Below are 14,760 nucleotides of genomic sequence, written 5' to 3' on the forward strand. Positions count from 1 at the left end.
CTAATTATAGATAAGAGCTGGCTCTACATTTGTCTTGAAGAAAAACTGGAGATCTATTGGAAGGATGTCGGCAGAATTCTTGACAATAAAATCCCACCGCGTTTTGTAACGTTCTTTGAGTGCTAACTTGAATATTTTATTAATTTCAATATTGTCAAGCTTTTTCAAAATATCATCGGTCTCTATCATACCGAAATTCTTCAACAACTCTTTTTTCGTTAACAGATTCAACTGTTCAAATGGATCTGTACTTTTATTGAAGGTAGGTTTACGGACGATTTCGTACCCATTTTGATGTACTGTAATAATCCCAAAACTTTTCGGTACAATTTCTAAACATTTAACCAAATGCCGTTCATGAATAACTATGTTATTAAAGTCAAACGCACTTAAGTAATCGCTAGATTGTTTTGAAAGCTTGTTTAAATTATCGAGGCTTGATTTGATCTCAAAACTCGTCGTGGCATCATCTACAGTAAGAAAATCTACTCGGCTATTTTTAACCTTGATCTCATAAGCCGCTACGACATCCCTATTAACAAAAGCTTTAAATAACTTGTACTTTAAAATAGGCTCTCCTTCATAACTATTCAACAAAAGATTGTTAATCTCTTTATGCAAATCGAGTTTACAAAATTTGTTCGTTTTCTTTTCTGGATAAACAAGATTCAAAAGATTTCGCAACTTCGGTACATAGTCCAATGTACTATAAGCTTTTGCTATTTCTTTAACAATCTTGGAATCTATATTCAATTCGCAAACTTGATTCATCTAGAAAACTTTTAAAGATTATTTTTGACCTATTAACAAAATATAGGCCTTCATATTTTAATCTGAAACACAAAAATAGTTTGATTTTTTCTAATAACTTACGCGGGCCTAGCTGGACAAACTTACATAAAAAGTTGGGAAAATTACAGCAAAAGGAGAGGAAAATCTTTCAATCCAATTTCAGTTTATCTTGGCTAATTTAATATTTAAGCCACAGAAATAAAAATTTTCCGGACACCTCATTTTTTCTTTTTCAGTACAGTGAACGGATTGAAAGAAACACCAACATTAAAATAAAAAGTTGGATCTGGCTTGGTCTCAAATACCGCATCGTTAAAGGAATCTTCTTTTCTGAATAACCGTCCTGATGGGGTCATTTTAATCCCTGTCTTGCCTGTAACCACAAAATCGCCAATGGCATGTTCATAGATCACCCCACTATTAATATCCAATTGCCGATATTGATATCGCTGATCGGTACCATCTATATCGTACAAATAAAATGTCGTTTGATCCATTTCGGTACCTAAAGAAAGCCGTCCAGTATTATTGAACATATATTTCCTGAGATAGATACTCTTAGGAAGGGTAATGTCTGCAATTAGTCCATTATTAAATTTATGCTCATAGGTAAATACAGGGATGACCGGAATCTGCGTGGTCGGATCAATGTTAACAGCTAAGCCAACTGTCATTTTTGTACGTTCGGTGGCCTTGAGCACCATAACGCCTGTAAGTAATCCCTTGACACGCTCAACGTGCTTCTCACTACCATCGGCGATAAGGCTGGAGGAATAGATCGTTCTTTTGCCAAATAGCTTTGAGAAATAAGTAAAGTTGACAGCAGAAAATAGATAATGGAATTTTTGGTCGAGCACGGTCATATTGCCTGTAAAGGGATCGATCATATTGGCCTCGGCACTGGTATATCTGTACCCCGCAGTAGCTCCGAGTAGCCAGGTCTTCTTTTTGATAAAATTAAAACTGGCACTGACCTTGGGCTGCGTAAAATTACTGACTCTGCTTTCCCGCAAATTGGAGCCGCCTCGCTTAGAAGTGAAATTATATGGGGAAGCATTGGAAAACTCAATGTTTAGTGGTCGCACTATCGTGAATTTATCCGCGGCATAGGCAACCACACGCCTCGGTACTGTTGTACTGTCTTTTATACTTTTGACACCGCTTTCTTTATCTTGGGAAAATGCCTGAACAGTTTGGAAGATAACCATCAGGACCAACACTAGTTTTTTTATCATTTCAATATATCTCGTTTAAAGTACGTATCGCATATGTGAAGGGAGCACATCAGCATATGGAATGAACAGGACAAAGAAAGGATTAGAAAAAAGCTTATTTTTTAATTTTATACAAACAGACTTACATTTTATACTAAATAGCTCCGCCAATTGATTTAGTATAAAAATGAGGTAGGGTTTGTATAAATTACAGTGTATAGGCTACACGCATCGCTTATATTTGTTTAACATTTCGCTTAATTTGAATCATGGGATACAATGCAATGGAGGTACAGGATATAAAAGTTATCCGCTTTGTCACCGAAGACAAGTATAGGCTATGGCGGCACGTAGTGCTCTTGCTCGGAATACTCGCTATGCTTGCCTACTCCAAAGAAGTAACAGAATACAATGGTTCTGTCAGATACTTAAAACTCCTTGTAGTATATGTCCCATTGATTTTGATGTTTTATATCAATATCAATCTACTTGTGCCTTTGTTTTTCTTCAAAGGACGTTATGTCATCTATTTTATACTGGTCATCCTATTGGTCGTACTTTCTTTAAATTTGATCTCTTATATTTTAAATATATTATTCCCCAAGAATATAGCAGCTACTCAAATGGATACGTACGGAAGAAGGTTTTATGAATCCATTATCATATTGATCCCTATCCTACTGGTGACGACCATGATCAAACTCTTTCAGCGCTGGATGAAAGACAGCCAACGGATAGCTGAATTAAACAGCATTGCGTTCAACATGGAACTGAATGAACTGAGGAATCAGATTAACCCACATTTCCTCTTTAATATGCTCAATGGTATCAAATCTCTGGTACGTATAGATCCCGACAAAGCAGGACTGGTGATCATGAAGCTATCGGAGTTTTTGAGATATCAACTCTATGAAAATAATGACGAATACACGCTGCTAAAATCAGAAATTAACTTTTTGACCAATTTTTTGGACCTCGAAAAACTCAGAAGGGAAAACCTCCGCGTTGAAATCGATAGTCAGAGCGATAACCAGACGATAGGGAGCATTTTTATTCCGCCAAATCTTTTCACGACCTTTGTCGAAAATGCAGTGAAACATAGTGTAGATATCAATGATGAGGAATCTTTCGTCCGGGTAACTATCCTGATCAGGGATAATATCCTTTACTTTCACTGTGTCAATTCAATAGATCCCAATTTTAAACTTTCGACTATGGGGAAAAGTAATGGTCTGGGGCTGGTCAATATAAAACGTCGGCTCGAATTGTTATATGGTGGCGAGTATTCACTCGACATCGTGTCGACAAAAACAAAATATGAAATCAAATTAGTACTCCCATTATGAACTGTATTATAATTGATGATGAACCCCTGGCAAGGCAGGAAATGCGCGCTTTGATAAATGATGTATCTGACCTGGAAATTTTAGGTATGTTTTCAAATGCACCCGCGGCGCTCAAATTTTTAGAAACAGAACAGGTGGATATCATTTTTCTGGATATTGAGATGCCCATGGTAACCGGCCTTGAATTTGCCGCCCAACTCTCCAAAGATATACTTCTGATTTTTACTACAGCTTACCCAAAATACGCACTGGATAGCTACGAGCTCGATGCGATCGACTATTTATTGAAACCAATTGATAAGATCCGACTGGAGAAAGCAATCAATAAGGCTAAACTGTATCATAAACTCTTATCAGAAAATAATGAGAAAAGTACTTTAGCAGGAAATACAAAAGATTATCTTATCATCAAAGCTGAACGTCGTTTTTTTAGAATAAACTTTGTCAATATCCGCTATATCGAAGGGCTGAAAGATTATGTCGTGATACATGCCAAGAACCAAAAGCTTATAACGGCCATGAATCTAAAGACGATTTACCAGAAGCTACCGCCCGAATTATTTTTAAGGGTCAGTAAGTCCTATGTCGTTAATATCAATCTGATAGATTCATTTGATCACCATACCATTTATATGGGGGAAAACGAAATTCCCTTGGGCGATGTTTACAAAAAGGAATTCTTCAAAATATATGCCGGCGGAACATTGAACCCAGATATGTAGCATGGGGCTATATCTCTTCGATCATTATGATCTCCCCTGATTGCTCTTTAGCTGACCTGCCCCCCTTACTGCCCCCTTCCATATACTCCTCAGTCTTAAACAAGTTTAAGAGTAGTTCTTAAACTTGTTTATTCCTATAACAAACTATTTGTCCGCAAATTTGTACATCATCTGATGATGTTGTTCAGATAACAGCTCCCATATGATGAATTAGCTATCAATTTTTTTCAACTTTTAATCAAAAAAAATGCCACACATCGTCGTAAAATTGTATCCGGGTGTTTCTGAGGAACAGAAATCAATAATTGCCCAGGAAATCACCAAGGTTGTTCAGCAACATGCCGAAAAGCCCCAAGAGTATATATCTGTTGATATAAAAGATGTACCCCAAGAACAATGGATGGAGCAGGTCTATGAAACAGAGATAAAGCCCAACTTGGATAAGCTTTATAAAAAACCGGGCTATTAATCATTAATAAGAAATTCTAAACACAAAAATGTTATGGGAAATTTAGCAGAAAAGGAAATTACTAGCATACTCCAGGAATACGCTAACTCCATTAATACTGCAAGGACGGATATGATCTCTTCCTTCTATACCGAAGATGGATTATTTATGCCTGAAGGATTTAAAACACTTGCCAAAGCACAGCTTTTATTCAAGAGATCAGGTAATTTTTTTGAAAGAAAAGAATTCAATATTACCTATGCTATTGAAAACATCAGTATTGATACAGACTACGCTTTTGTCGCTGCCGCAGCCAGCACATCGACAAAAGATGTCGTATCGGATATCGTTTCAGAAAAGAAAAGCCAGGATTTTTTCGTCTTCCGTAAAGAGGCTGGTCAGTGGAAGATCTTTCGCTATATGTTTAATAATTTATCGACCATAGCGAGTTAGAATAAATGATGAAAGCATTCATACTCTACCGCCCTGGTGATCCAGAGTATCTCTGTATGTCAGAGAAACCTATTCCAACACCTTCCGAGGGGCAAGTACTGGTCAAAGTCAGAGCTTTTGGTCTCAACCGCTCTGAAATCATGACCAGGAAAGGGCTTTCACCCGATGTTGTATTTCCTCGCGTACTTGGAATTGAATGTGTAGGCGAAGTGGAAATTGATCCCAGTGGAACGTTACTTAAAGGCCAAAAAGTTGCTGCTTTTATGGGTGGAATGGGTCGTGATTTTGATGGCAGCTATGCGGAATATGCACTTCTACCAGTAACGATTCTCATGCCTTTTGAAAGTGACCTTTCTTGGGAAATCTTAGGTGCGCTCCCTGAGATGTTCCAAACCTGCTACGGCTCACTGCATCTCGCCCTTGGCATTGCAAGCGGTGAAACACTACTCATCCGTGGTGGCACATCTTCAGTTGGCTTACTCGCCGCTCAGATGGCGAAAACAAATAGGCTGAAAGTAATATCTACGACACGTACCGTAGAAAAAGAAAGATTTCTGCTAGAAAAGGGTGTGGATCGGGTACTGATCGATGATGGAAACCTAACTGAAAAAATTCATAAAGAAAACCTCATTATTGATAAAGTGCTGGAACTGGTTGGAACATCTACATTAAAAGACTCTCTGCAATGTGTTCGTCCAGGAGGTACGGTATGCATGACAGGAATGCTATCCGAACAATGGTCAATTGCCGACTTTGCACCAATGGAATATATCCCCCCAACGGTCAAGCTGACCAGCTACGATAGTGGTCAGCTACGTGTGGAAAGCAAGTATTTTCAACAATTTGTAGATAACATCGAACACGGAAAGATCTCCCCTATAATCAAGCATACATTTAGGCTGGATCAGCTGGTGGAAGCTCACCGCTACATGGAGAGCAATGCAGGCGGTGGAAAAATAGTCGTGCTAACCTAAACCTTAAATATAATGTGAATCTATGGAGTTAAACTTAGCTGTACAAACAAGCACAATACTCGCAGAAAATCAGGTGCAAGAGAAATTTTATTGCGATGTCGTCAATGGTCTGAGCCACTATCCCAAAAAACTGTCTTCAAAGTATTTTTACGACAGCAACGGAGACAAACTGTTTCAACGCATTATGTCAATGCCGGAATATTATCTGACAGGCTGCGAACTGGATATTTTCTCCAATAAAACTAGGGAGTTGGCCAATATCGTAACGGCAGGTTCGGATCAGCCCTTCGATCTCATCGAACTGGGAGCAGGTGACGCCATGAAATCCAGCTTTCTTCTTAAATATCTCGTAGATCAGGGTATGGATTTTACTTATATGCCCATCGATATTTCAGGCAATATCATTTCTGTACTCAAGCAAAATCTCCGTATGGGAATACCCGGCTTAGATATCTTACCCTTGGAAGGAGAATATTTTGAGATGCTCGATAAAGCTAGTACCCTTTCAACACGTAGAAAAATTGTCCTCTTTCTGGGAAGTAACATTGGCAATATGGAACTAGAGGAGGCCGATGAGTTCTGCAAGCAGCTCAATAGCAAGCTGAATACAGGAGATGTGCTTGTTGTTGGATTTGATCTACGAAAAAATCCAGCTACGATCCTAAATGCCTATAATGATCAAACGGGTATCACCGCAGCTTTTAACCTCAATCTTCTGAACCGGATCAACAACGAACTGGGTGCGGATTTCGACTTGAACAAATTCCAGCATTATCAACACTATGATCCGATCAGTGGAGCATGCAGAAGTTACCTGGTCAGTCAAATAGATCAAAAGGTCTCACTTGCAGGCCAAACATTCCATTTCCGCGAAAATGAACTTACTTATATGGAGGTGTCACAGAAATTTTCTATAGCTGAAATCGAACAACTAGCCAGGTATGCTGGTTTTAGTAGTATAGGGAGAATAAGCGACCGGAAAAACTGGTTTGTAGACGCAGTTTGGCAAGTACAATAAATTTTTAAGACAGAAACAATGACTACATATACGACTGAGAACATCAATGAATTGCAATCAAAATTTAAGAATATCCGCATGCATTCAGTACAACTATGTGCACCCCTTGAAATTGAGGATTATGTCGTACAACCAATCGTAGATGTAAGCCCCCCAAAATGGCACCTCGGGCATACAACATGGTTTTTCGAGACTTTTATTCTTGTAGCAAACTCCCCGGCCTATCAGCTGTTTGATCAGCAATATAATTTTGTATTCAATAGCTATTACGAAACTGTAGGGTCAAGAGTGATTCGTACCGACAGAGGTAACCTAAGTCGTCCATCGGTTGCAGACATATATCGATATAGAGATTATGTGGATCGCCAGATGCTGGATTTTATTGAAAATGGCGATTTGAGCGAAAATATAATTAACCTAATTGAACTCGGACTCAATCATGAACAGCAGCATCAGGAGTTATTATTGACAGACATCAAATATATCTTGGGGCATAACCCACTTTTCCCTCCATATACCAATAATGCTATTTCTGTAGAGCAAAACAACCAACTACCGACCATGGTTAAAATAATGGAGGGAATATATGAGATAGGATTTAATAAAAGCGGATTCTGTTTTGATAATGAACTGGGACGTCATCGGGTGTATCTACATGATTTTGAAATAGCGAATAACCTTGTCACCAATAGAGAATATTTACAATTTATAGCGGATGGAGGCTATACCGATTTTAGATATTGGCACTCCGAAGGCTGGGAATGGGTGAAAAAAGCCAATGCTAAAGCCCCATTATACTGGCATCTAATAGATGGTAAATGGATGAATTATGATTGGTCAGGCCTCCAGGAAGTTGACATGGAGGCACCGGTATGCCATATCAATTATTATGAAGCATCTGCTTACGCTGCATGGAAAGGTATGCGACTGCCTACCGAAGCGGAATGGGAAATCGCTTCTGAAAAATTTCATTGGGGTGAACGCTGGGAATGGACAGGAAGTGCTTATCTTCCGTACCCCGGGTTTAAGAAAGAGGCTGGTGCCGTGGGTGAATACAATGGAAAATTTATGGTTAATCAAATGGTATTGAGGGGAGCCTCGGTAGCTACGCCTAATGGGCATAGCCGAAATACATATCGTAATTTTTTTCACGCCGATCTGCGTTCGCAGTTTACAGGGATCAGACTTGCCAAATAAAAATTCGCACCTATGATTACGATAGAATCGGTTTCTAAAAGTTTTAATGGTATAACCGCCGTTGACGATATCTCGTTAAAGGCCAATGACAAAGAAATATTGGTATTGTTGGGTACGAGTGGCTGTGGTAAAACCACAACACTCAAGATGATCAATCGCCTCATCGAACCCGACTCGGGCAATATCATCATTGATGGTCAAAATATCCGGAGCACGAAGATAGAAAACCTCCGCATGGGCATCGGTTTCGTCATGCAGCATGCCGGTTTATTCCCTCATTATACCATCCGGCAGAATATCGCTGTAGTCCCAGAACTGCTAAAATGGGATAAAAAGAGGATACAGACCAGAACAGAGGAACTGATCAATAAACTTAACCTCAAAGAAGATGTCCTTGCAAGATTTCCAAATCAACTGAGTGGTGGACAGCAACAACGCGTGGGTATCGCTAGGGCACTGATTGCCAACACTCCCGTACTGTTGATGGACGAACCTTTTGGTGCACTCGACAATTTGACGAAAACCGATATTCATTCGGAATTTAAATCGCTCGAGGAAATTAAAAGTAAAACTATTCTGTTGGTTACTCATGATGTACAGGAAGCCTTTGAATTGGGCCATCGAATCTGTTTAATGGATAAAGGGAAAATCGTACAAATAGGACCTGCGAAAGAAATACTTTTCCGGCCAAAAAATGACTTTGTACAGCAGTTCTTCGCAGCAAATCGGCTTTTACTTGAATACAAAATCACAATGCTGACTGATTTAAACCCTTTTTTAACGGAACTCGCGGCACTAAAAAAAGAACTGCATTTCCAGGACAATACCAGCATCTGGGATGCCCTGCAAAAATTAGGAATTGATAACAGGCATACTGAATATTATGAAAAATTAACAAAAGCATTTAGCGATTATAGAAAACTACAAGTCAGATGATGCAACAAAGCCTATGGCAATTTATTGTCGAGCAACACGAAAAACTCTTTACTCAGGTCATCCAACATCTTGGGCTGACTTTCCTATCGTTATTGCTGGCTATAGGTATTGGTGTTCCTTTAGGTATACTCATTGCTAGAAAACGTACTCTTGCTAATCCCGTGTTAGGAATAGCTGGAATATTGCAGACTGTCCCCAGTATAGCCTTGCTGGGCTTTATGATACCGGCTTTCGGAATCGGAGCAAAACCAGCTATCATTGCATTGCTGATCTATGCACTGCTACCGATCATCCGAAATACGTATACTGGACTCTCGGGGGTAGATGCAACGGTAATGGAGGCTGCTAAGGCCTTGGGTATGAACAAAAGCCAATTGCTGTTTAAAATCGAGCTTCCTCTGGCAATGACTACCATCATTGCCGGCATAAGGACAGCTGCAGTGATAAACGTCGGTGTAGCTACACTAGCCTCATTTGTGGCAGCGGGAGGCTTGGGCGAATTTATTTTCGGCGGAATTTCCCTCAATAATAGCAATATGATCCTGGCAGGCGCTATTCCGGCAGCATTGCTAGCCATACTGCTGGATCAGATTATTGCTCTGATCCAGAAATCCAGCTTAAGGAAACTGCGTAGACTCACTTACTTTATTCCAGCCGTTCTTTTGGGCATTACTGCAATTTATCTCTGGCCTAGAGATTCGCATAAAATGTTAAGAGCAGGTTTCACCCCAGAGTTTATGGGGAGACAGGACGGGGATATTGGCATACGATCAGTCTATGGCATCAATCTCAACCCAACAATCGTCAACGATGCGATTATGTACAAGGCGGCTTTCGATGGTGAACTGGATGTCATCAGCGGATATTCAACTGATGGTCGAATCAAAGCCTTTGATCTTTATGTAATCGATGATGACAAGAAAATCTTTCCGCCCTATTACGCCGCTCCCATTATCAAAACCAAAACATTGCAAAAATTTGCTGGACTGGAAGAAACGCTCAATCTGCTGGCCGGGAAAATAGACGACAGCACAATGACCGAACTCAATTACCGATCGGATTACCAAAATCAGACTCCTGAAAAAATAGCCAAAGATTTCCTAGTAAAGAATAATTTATTTAAAACTCCCGGCAAACTAAAAACGGGAACAGTGCGCATTGGCTCCAAAATCTTCGGCGAACAATATATTCTCGCAGAAATTTACAGCATGTTGATAGAAGGCCAGACGGACTATAAAGCAGAGACAAAGACCGGTCTGGGTGGAACCAAGATCTGCTTCGATGCTCTAATGGATGATGCAATAGATTTTTATCCCGAATATACGGGCACAGGACTCTTGGTATTGTTAAAACCGACGGAACAGACCATAAAAGAGGTAACGAAAAGCCCAACAAAAACTTACGATTATGTAAATACAGCGTTCAAGAAAACGTATGGCATACAATGGCTAAAACCGCTCGGGTTTAACAATTCCTATGCACTGATGATGCGTAAAAAGCAATCCGAAGAGCTCAATATCAAGAAAATATCCGATCTCAAACATTTTCTGGAAGGTAAATCTTAAACAAGATTAACATCATTTCTTAAACTTGTTCAAGAGTAAAATTTAAGTTTTATAAGGAATTTTGTATGACTTAGAAATTTAATTTTTATAAGTAAATGAATATTAAAATCTTAAAATCTAGAGCACTATTATCCTTTGCTGTTCTTTTAATATCGCTATCCGGTTTTGCGCAGGAAATAAAAAAATTACGGTATTTTATGCAAACGGACGCCAATCCTGTTTCCGCTGTTCCTTACGGAAATAATCCTGCAGCGGGCCACTATATAAAATCTGACGGCGCTCAGATCTATTATGAAATCTATGGCAAAGGCAAACCGTTTGTGGTCCTACATGGGGGGATTGTTGGTTCACCTTTGGACATGGGACAATTTATAGATAGCCTTTCCCGCTATTATCAAGTGATCGCAATCTCAACGCGTGGTCATGGCAAATCTGAGATAGGATCATCGGTACCAAGCTATGAACAAAAAGCCAGGGACGTTGAGCATGTTGTTCAATCAATCACAAAAGAAAAAGTAACAATATTGGGCTTTAGCGACGGAGCATATACAGGTTATTTCTTTGCCAAAAATTATCCGGAAAAGATAAGTAAACTGGTCGCTATCGGAGCAGGTGAATGGAAAAAGGGTTTTAGAAAATTTGATATGAATCTATCTTCAGCACTTACATTTGATGAAGCGTATTGGAAGCAACAGCTACAGCTCAGACCTGAACCAAAGCAAATTGATGAATGGTTCAGCAATGTTAATAATTATTATAATACTGTAGATATTCGGAAAAATATATTTGATCAAATCAAATGTCCTGTATTGCTTCTGGCGGGTGAAAAGGACCAAAATGCACCGCTCAACACCGTGATAGACGCTTATCGCCTGCTACCCAATGTGCAACTTGGTATTATACCCAATGCCCCTCATCCGGCTTTTCTGGCAAATTTCCCAGCAGTATGGACAACTATCACACCATTTTTGAATAACACGGACTAAAAGATGATAAAGTAAGGAAATAAATGTATTGAAATAGAGTGTCAATCATAAAATTTTGAAACCATGGAAATTACAGCAGCAATAGTTAAAGAAAAAGGTAGCGAATTTGAATTGCAAAAAGTAACATTGGATGAACCTGGAGCGGAAGAAGTCCTTGTTAAAATCGTTGCCACAGGCATCTGCCACACCGATATGGTGGCCCGAGACTTTATTATGGGTTCACCCAATTTTCCAGTTATATTGGGACACGAGGGCGCTGGCGTAATTGAAAGAGTCGGGCAGGACGTTCATCATTTAAAAGTGGGTGATCACGTTGTCCTGACCTATGGCTTTTGTGGCGAATGTGAAATCTGCAGAACGGGAAACCCGGCTTATTGTTACGAGTTTTTTGACCGCAACTTTTCAGGAGCCAACATAGACGGTCATCATCACCACCATGATAAAGACGGGAAAGATATCAGCGATAATTTCTTTTCGCAATCATCATTTGCGACGTATGCCATAGCGCACAAAAACAATGTTATATCGGTGCCGAAAGATGCTCCCTTGGAGATCCTAGGTCCTTTGGGCTGTGGTATTCAGACCGGCGCCGGAGCAGTCATCAATACCCTAAAGATTAAGGTGGGAAGCTCCATTGTCATTTCTGGTGCGGGAGCTGTAGGTCTCTCCGCTGTGATGGCAGCCAAAGCATCTTCTGCCACAACAATCATTGCTGTAGATATCAACGATGAGCGATTAGCCTTTTCCAAGGAATTAGGAGCAACGCATACCATCAATTCGCTCCATGAAAATGTGCCCCAACGGATTCTGGAGATTTTACCCAACGGAGCCCAATTTGCCGTGGATACTACTGGAAGAAGTGAGGTGATCAATAATAGCCTAAACAGCATGGCACCTGTAGGTGAAATGGCTATTATTGGCGTGGCAACGAAACCATTGGAACTGGAAACAAATATCTTCCTGACAAAAGGTTATAAAATTAAGTTCGTCAACCAAGGCGACAGCGTCTCTGAAGAATTTATCCCTAAATTAATCAAAATGTACAAAAATGGACAATTCCCATTTGACAGGTTGATCAGATCATATGCTTTTGAAGATATTAATAAGGCCGTGGAAGATTCTGAAAAGGGAAAAACAATAAAATCTGTCCTATTAATCGGGCAATACAAAAAATAGTACTCCTTCTGTACTTATTTTAATGTAAGCGGTAAATATCTTATCGATAAGCATACAGATCTATTCTCCAAGCTTATCGATAGGATATTTCATTTTTGATCCCTTATACCTTTTCGATAAAGAGTTGGCGATACGCCAGCGTATTGCCTAAAAAAACGGCTAAAATGAAACTGATTTTCAAAATTAAGTAAGTCAGCAACCTGCTTGACTGCCAGCGACCTATTATCCAATAAAACCTTTGCTTCGAGAATAACCATATCTATAATAAACTGACGTGCTGTTTTCCCGGTCTTTTTTTTGAGCAACTGCGAGAGGTATTTCTCATGCACATGAAGTTGTCCAGCATAATATCTTACCTCCCGCTCAGTAAGGTAATGCAGGGACAGAAGCTTTAAAAATCGATAAATGATAGTAGACGATACATCTTTGTCTGTCTCCAGATCATCATAATATTGCTGAATTTTTAAAAGGATCTTCCCACATAAGTTTTTCAGAATTTCCAGATCAGTTCCATATAATTTATCCCTTTCCAGCAGATTGTTAATAACACGAATGAGATCAACAAGTAAATGATGATCTTGTTCATCTATCTTTCTATATGGCACCAAACCTTCCTTTACAAAATTGGCTATATCAAAATATTTGCCCAAGATCCCAGAACCCCGCAGAAAATCCGGCGTGAAAATAAGCGATATAAAATGCGTCTCCCCCTCTTTCCAGTTCATCTCCCTGATGGCCAAAGGTGGAATGATAATTACGTTTCCAGCTTTTAATTTGTACTCAAACAGATTGACGTTCAACTCGAGGACTCCTCGGGCAACCAAGATTACCGAAAAGTGTCTAGAGCGAAAAGGTTTATACTGAATAAATCCTGAGGTATATCTTAACGAGTCATAAACCAGTAGATCGGGGGTCTGCTGATCGGTACCCATCCCCTGAATTATGGCTGGAATTTCCATTTCCCTCAATGGATGAATCGATAAATTTTCCATGTAAACAAATATAACTTATATATATAAATATATAAAAATACATCGTCTTACAATCGATGGAGAATTAAATTTATTACGAACAAAATCGCTAAAAAATGCATTTTATTAAAACCCGGTTACTACTCAGCCATTGATAGCTATCAAAACAACATTACTTATAGATATGTTTTGATTGCTTTCATCTATGGTGATTTAAATAAATACTTTGGAATTTTGCATATTAATCTGATACAAAAATGAGTATAATGCTTAAGGCTCAACAGTTGTTTTTATTGGTATGCTTGTTAGGACAGTATAATTGTCTATTTGCCAAACAAGATTCTCTCCGGCTTTCAATGGAAAATATATTTGACATGACTATGGAAAAAAATCGTGAGATAAAGTTGAGTAAAGCATATCTTTCTCGGGCAGAATCGGTAGTTCAGGACAAAAAAAACAATAGACTCCCTACAGCAAGCTTCGCTGCCTCTGCCGGCTATCTAACGGATGTAGGCGTTTTGGGATTGGGGACAATGGCAACCGGGTTTTATCCAATGCCCCATTTTTCGAATTCCTATGCGATGCAAGCCAGTGTATATTTATATACCGGTGGACGGTTGACGGCCGATATTAACATAGCTGAATTAGAGCGTGAACTTGCAGCGCTCAATATTCAAAAGAATTCACAGTCTGTAAAACTTATAATAGCAGGTTATTATCTGGATCTATATCAGCTCTACCAACAAAAGAAAGTGTATGAAAAGAACATTGTCCTAGGTAAAGAGTTATTAGAAAAAATAAATAGTCGTTACCAGACCGGTATCGCATTAAAAAGCGATAGAATTCGCAATGAATTATTGGTATCAACTTTTGAGCTCGCCTTGGCCAATTTAAAGGAGCATATTACGATAGCCAACAATAATATTGTATGAACTTTATCCTTACCCGAAAACACGGTCGTT

Annotated in this window: 15 protein-coding genes; 12 read left to right on the plus strand and 3 right to left on the minus strand. The window is 39.3% G+C overall.

The annotated features are described in order from the left end of the window. Positions 1-771: a sce7726 family protein gene (locus tag B3P16_RS06520; protein WP_286841918.1), complete on the minus strand. Its 771-nt coding sequence runs from the start codon at positions 769-771 to the stop codon at positions 1-3. Positions 772-1,010: 239 nt separating this feature from the next. After that, positions 1,011-2,027 (minus strand): hypothetical protein, encoded by a 1,017-nt coding sequence (locus B3P16_RS06525; protein ID WP_286841919.1) that lies wholly within the window; start codon positions 2,025-2,027, stop codon positions 1,011-1,013. A gap of 248 nt (positions 2,028-2,275) precedes the next feature. On the opposite strand from B3P16_RS06525, the gene B3P16_RS06530 reads away from it, so the two are divergent. The 11 genes from B3P16_RS06530 to B3P16_RS06580 all read left to right on the plus strand — a co-directional run bounded on the left by B3P16_RS06530 (position 2,276) and on the right by B3P16_RS06580 (position 12,827). Next, a complete protein-coding gene (locus B3P16_RS06530; RefSeq protein ID WP_286841921.1) occupies positions 2,276-3,352 on the plus strand; it encodes a sensor histidine kinase in 1,077 nt (358 codons plus the stop codon). After that, positions 3,349-4,074: a LytR/AlgR family response regulator transcription factor gene (locus B3P16_RS06535; protein ID WP_286841923.1), complete on the plus strand. Its 726-nt coding sequence runs from the start codon at positions 3,349-3,351 to the stop codon at positions 4,072-4,074. The genes B3P16_RS06530 and B3P16_RS06535 overlap by 4 nt, the downstream gene beginning before the upstream one ends. 247 nt (positions 4,075-4,321) lie before the next feature. Next, entirely contained in the window at positions 4,322-4,543 is a 222-nt protein-coding gene (locus B3P16_RS06540) for a tautomerase family protein (RefSeq protein WP_286841924.1), read from the plus strand. Positions 4,544-4,576: 33 nt separating this feature from the next. Then, positions 4,577-4,975 (plus strand): YybH family protein, encoded by a 399-nt coding sequence (locus tag B3P16_RS06545; RefSeq protein WP_286841926.1) that lies wholly within the window; start codon positions 4,577-4,579, stop codon positions 4,973-4,975. 5 nt (positions 4,976-4,980) lie between these two features. After that, positions 4,981-5,949: a zinc-binding alcohol dehydrogenase family protein gene (locus B3P16_RS06550; RefSeq protein ID WP_286841928.1), complete on the plus strand. Its 969-nt coding sequence runs from the start codon at positions 4,981-4,983 to the stop codon at positions 5,947-5,949. Positions 5,950-5,971: 22 nt separating this feature from the next. After that, positions 5,972-6,967, plus strand: a complete 996-nt coding sequence (locus B3P16_RS06555) for an L-histidine N(alpha)-methyltransferase (protein ID WP_286841930.1) — start codon at positions 5,972-5,974, stop codon at positions 6,965-6,967. An 18-nt stretch (positions 6,968-6,985) separates the two neighbouring features. Further along, on the plus strand, positions 6,986-8,164 hold the full coding sequence (gene egtB / locus B3P16_RS06560; RefSeq protein ID WP_286841932.1) for an ergothioneine biosynthesis protein EgtB: 1,179 nt from the start codon (positions 6,986-6,988) through the stop codon (positions 8,162-8,164). 12 nt (positions 8,165-8,176) lie between these two features. Continuing rightward, positions 8,177-9,100 carry an ABC transporter ATP-binding protein gene (locus B3P16_RS06565; protein ID WP_286841934.1) on the plus strand — a complete coding sequence of 308 codons (924 nt, stop codon included), beginning with the start codon at positions 8,177-8,179 and terminating at the stop codon, positions 9,098-9,100. Beyond that, positions 9,097-10,665 (plus strand): ABC transporter permease/substrate-binding protein, encoded by a 1,569-nt coding sequence (locus B3P16_RS06570; RefSeq protein WP_286841935.1) that lies wholly within the window; start codon positions 9,097-9,099, stop codon positions 10,663-10,665. The genes B3P16_RS06565 and B3P16_RS06570 overlap by 4 nt, the downstream gene beginning before the upstream one ends. Before the next feature lie 95 nt (positions 10,666-10,760). Then, positions 10,761-11,651: an alpha/beta fold hydrolase gene (locus B3P16_RS06575; protein WP_286841937.1), complete on the plus strand. Its 891-nt coding sequence runs from the start codon at positions 10,761-10,763 to the stop codon at positions 11,649-11,651. A gap of 63 nt (positions 11,652-11,714) precedes the next feature. After that, the gene (locus B3P16_RS06580) at positions 11,715-12,827 is read left to right on the plus strand and encodes an NAD(P)-dependent alcohol dehydrogenase (protein WP_286841939.1); all 1,113 of its coding nucleotides are present in this window, start codon (positions 11,715-11,717) and stop codon (positions 12,825-12,827) included. A gap of 89 nt (positions 12,828-12,916) precedes the next feature. Here B3P16_RS06580 and B3P16_RS06585 read toward each other — a convergent pair whose 3' ends face one another. Further along, entirely contained in the window at positions 12,917-13,819 is a 903-nt protein-coding gene (locus B3P16_RS06585; protein WP_286841941.1) for a helix-turn-helix domain-containing protein, read from the minus strand. Positions 13,820-14,172: 353 nt separating this feature from the next. On the opposite strand from B3P16_RS06585, the gene B3P16_RS06590 reads away from it, so the two are divergent. Further along, positions 14,173-14,730, plus strand: coding sequence for a TolC family protein (locus tag B3P16_RS06590; protein WP_286842383.1), 558 nt, complete (start codon positions 14,173-14,175; stop codon positions 14,728-14,730). Positions 14,731-14,760 lie beyond the last annotated feature (30 nt).

The sequence above is a fragment of the Sphingobacterium sp. UBA7631 genome (genome assembly GCF_002483935.1).
Taxonomy (GTDB): domain Bacteria; phylum Bacteroidota; class Bacteroidia; order Sphingobacteriales; family Sphingobacteriaceae; genus Sphingobacterium; species Sphingobacterium multivorum.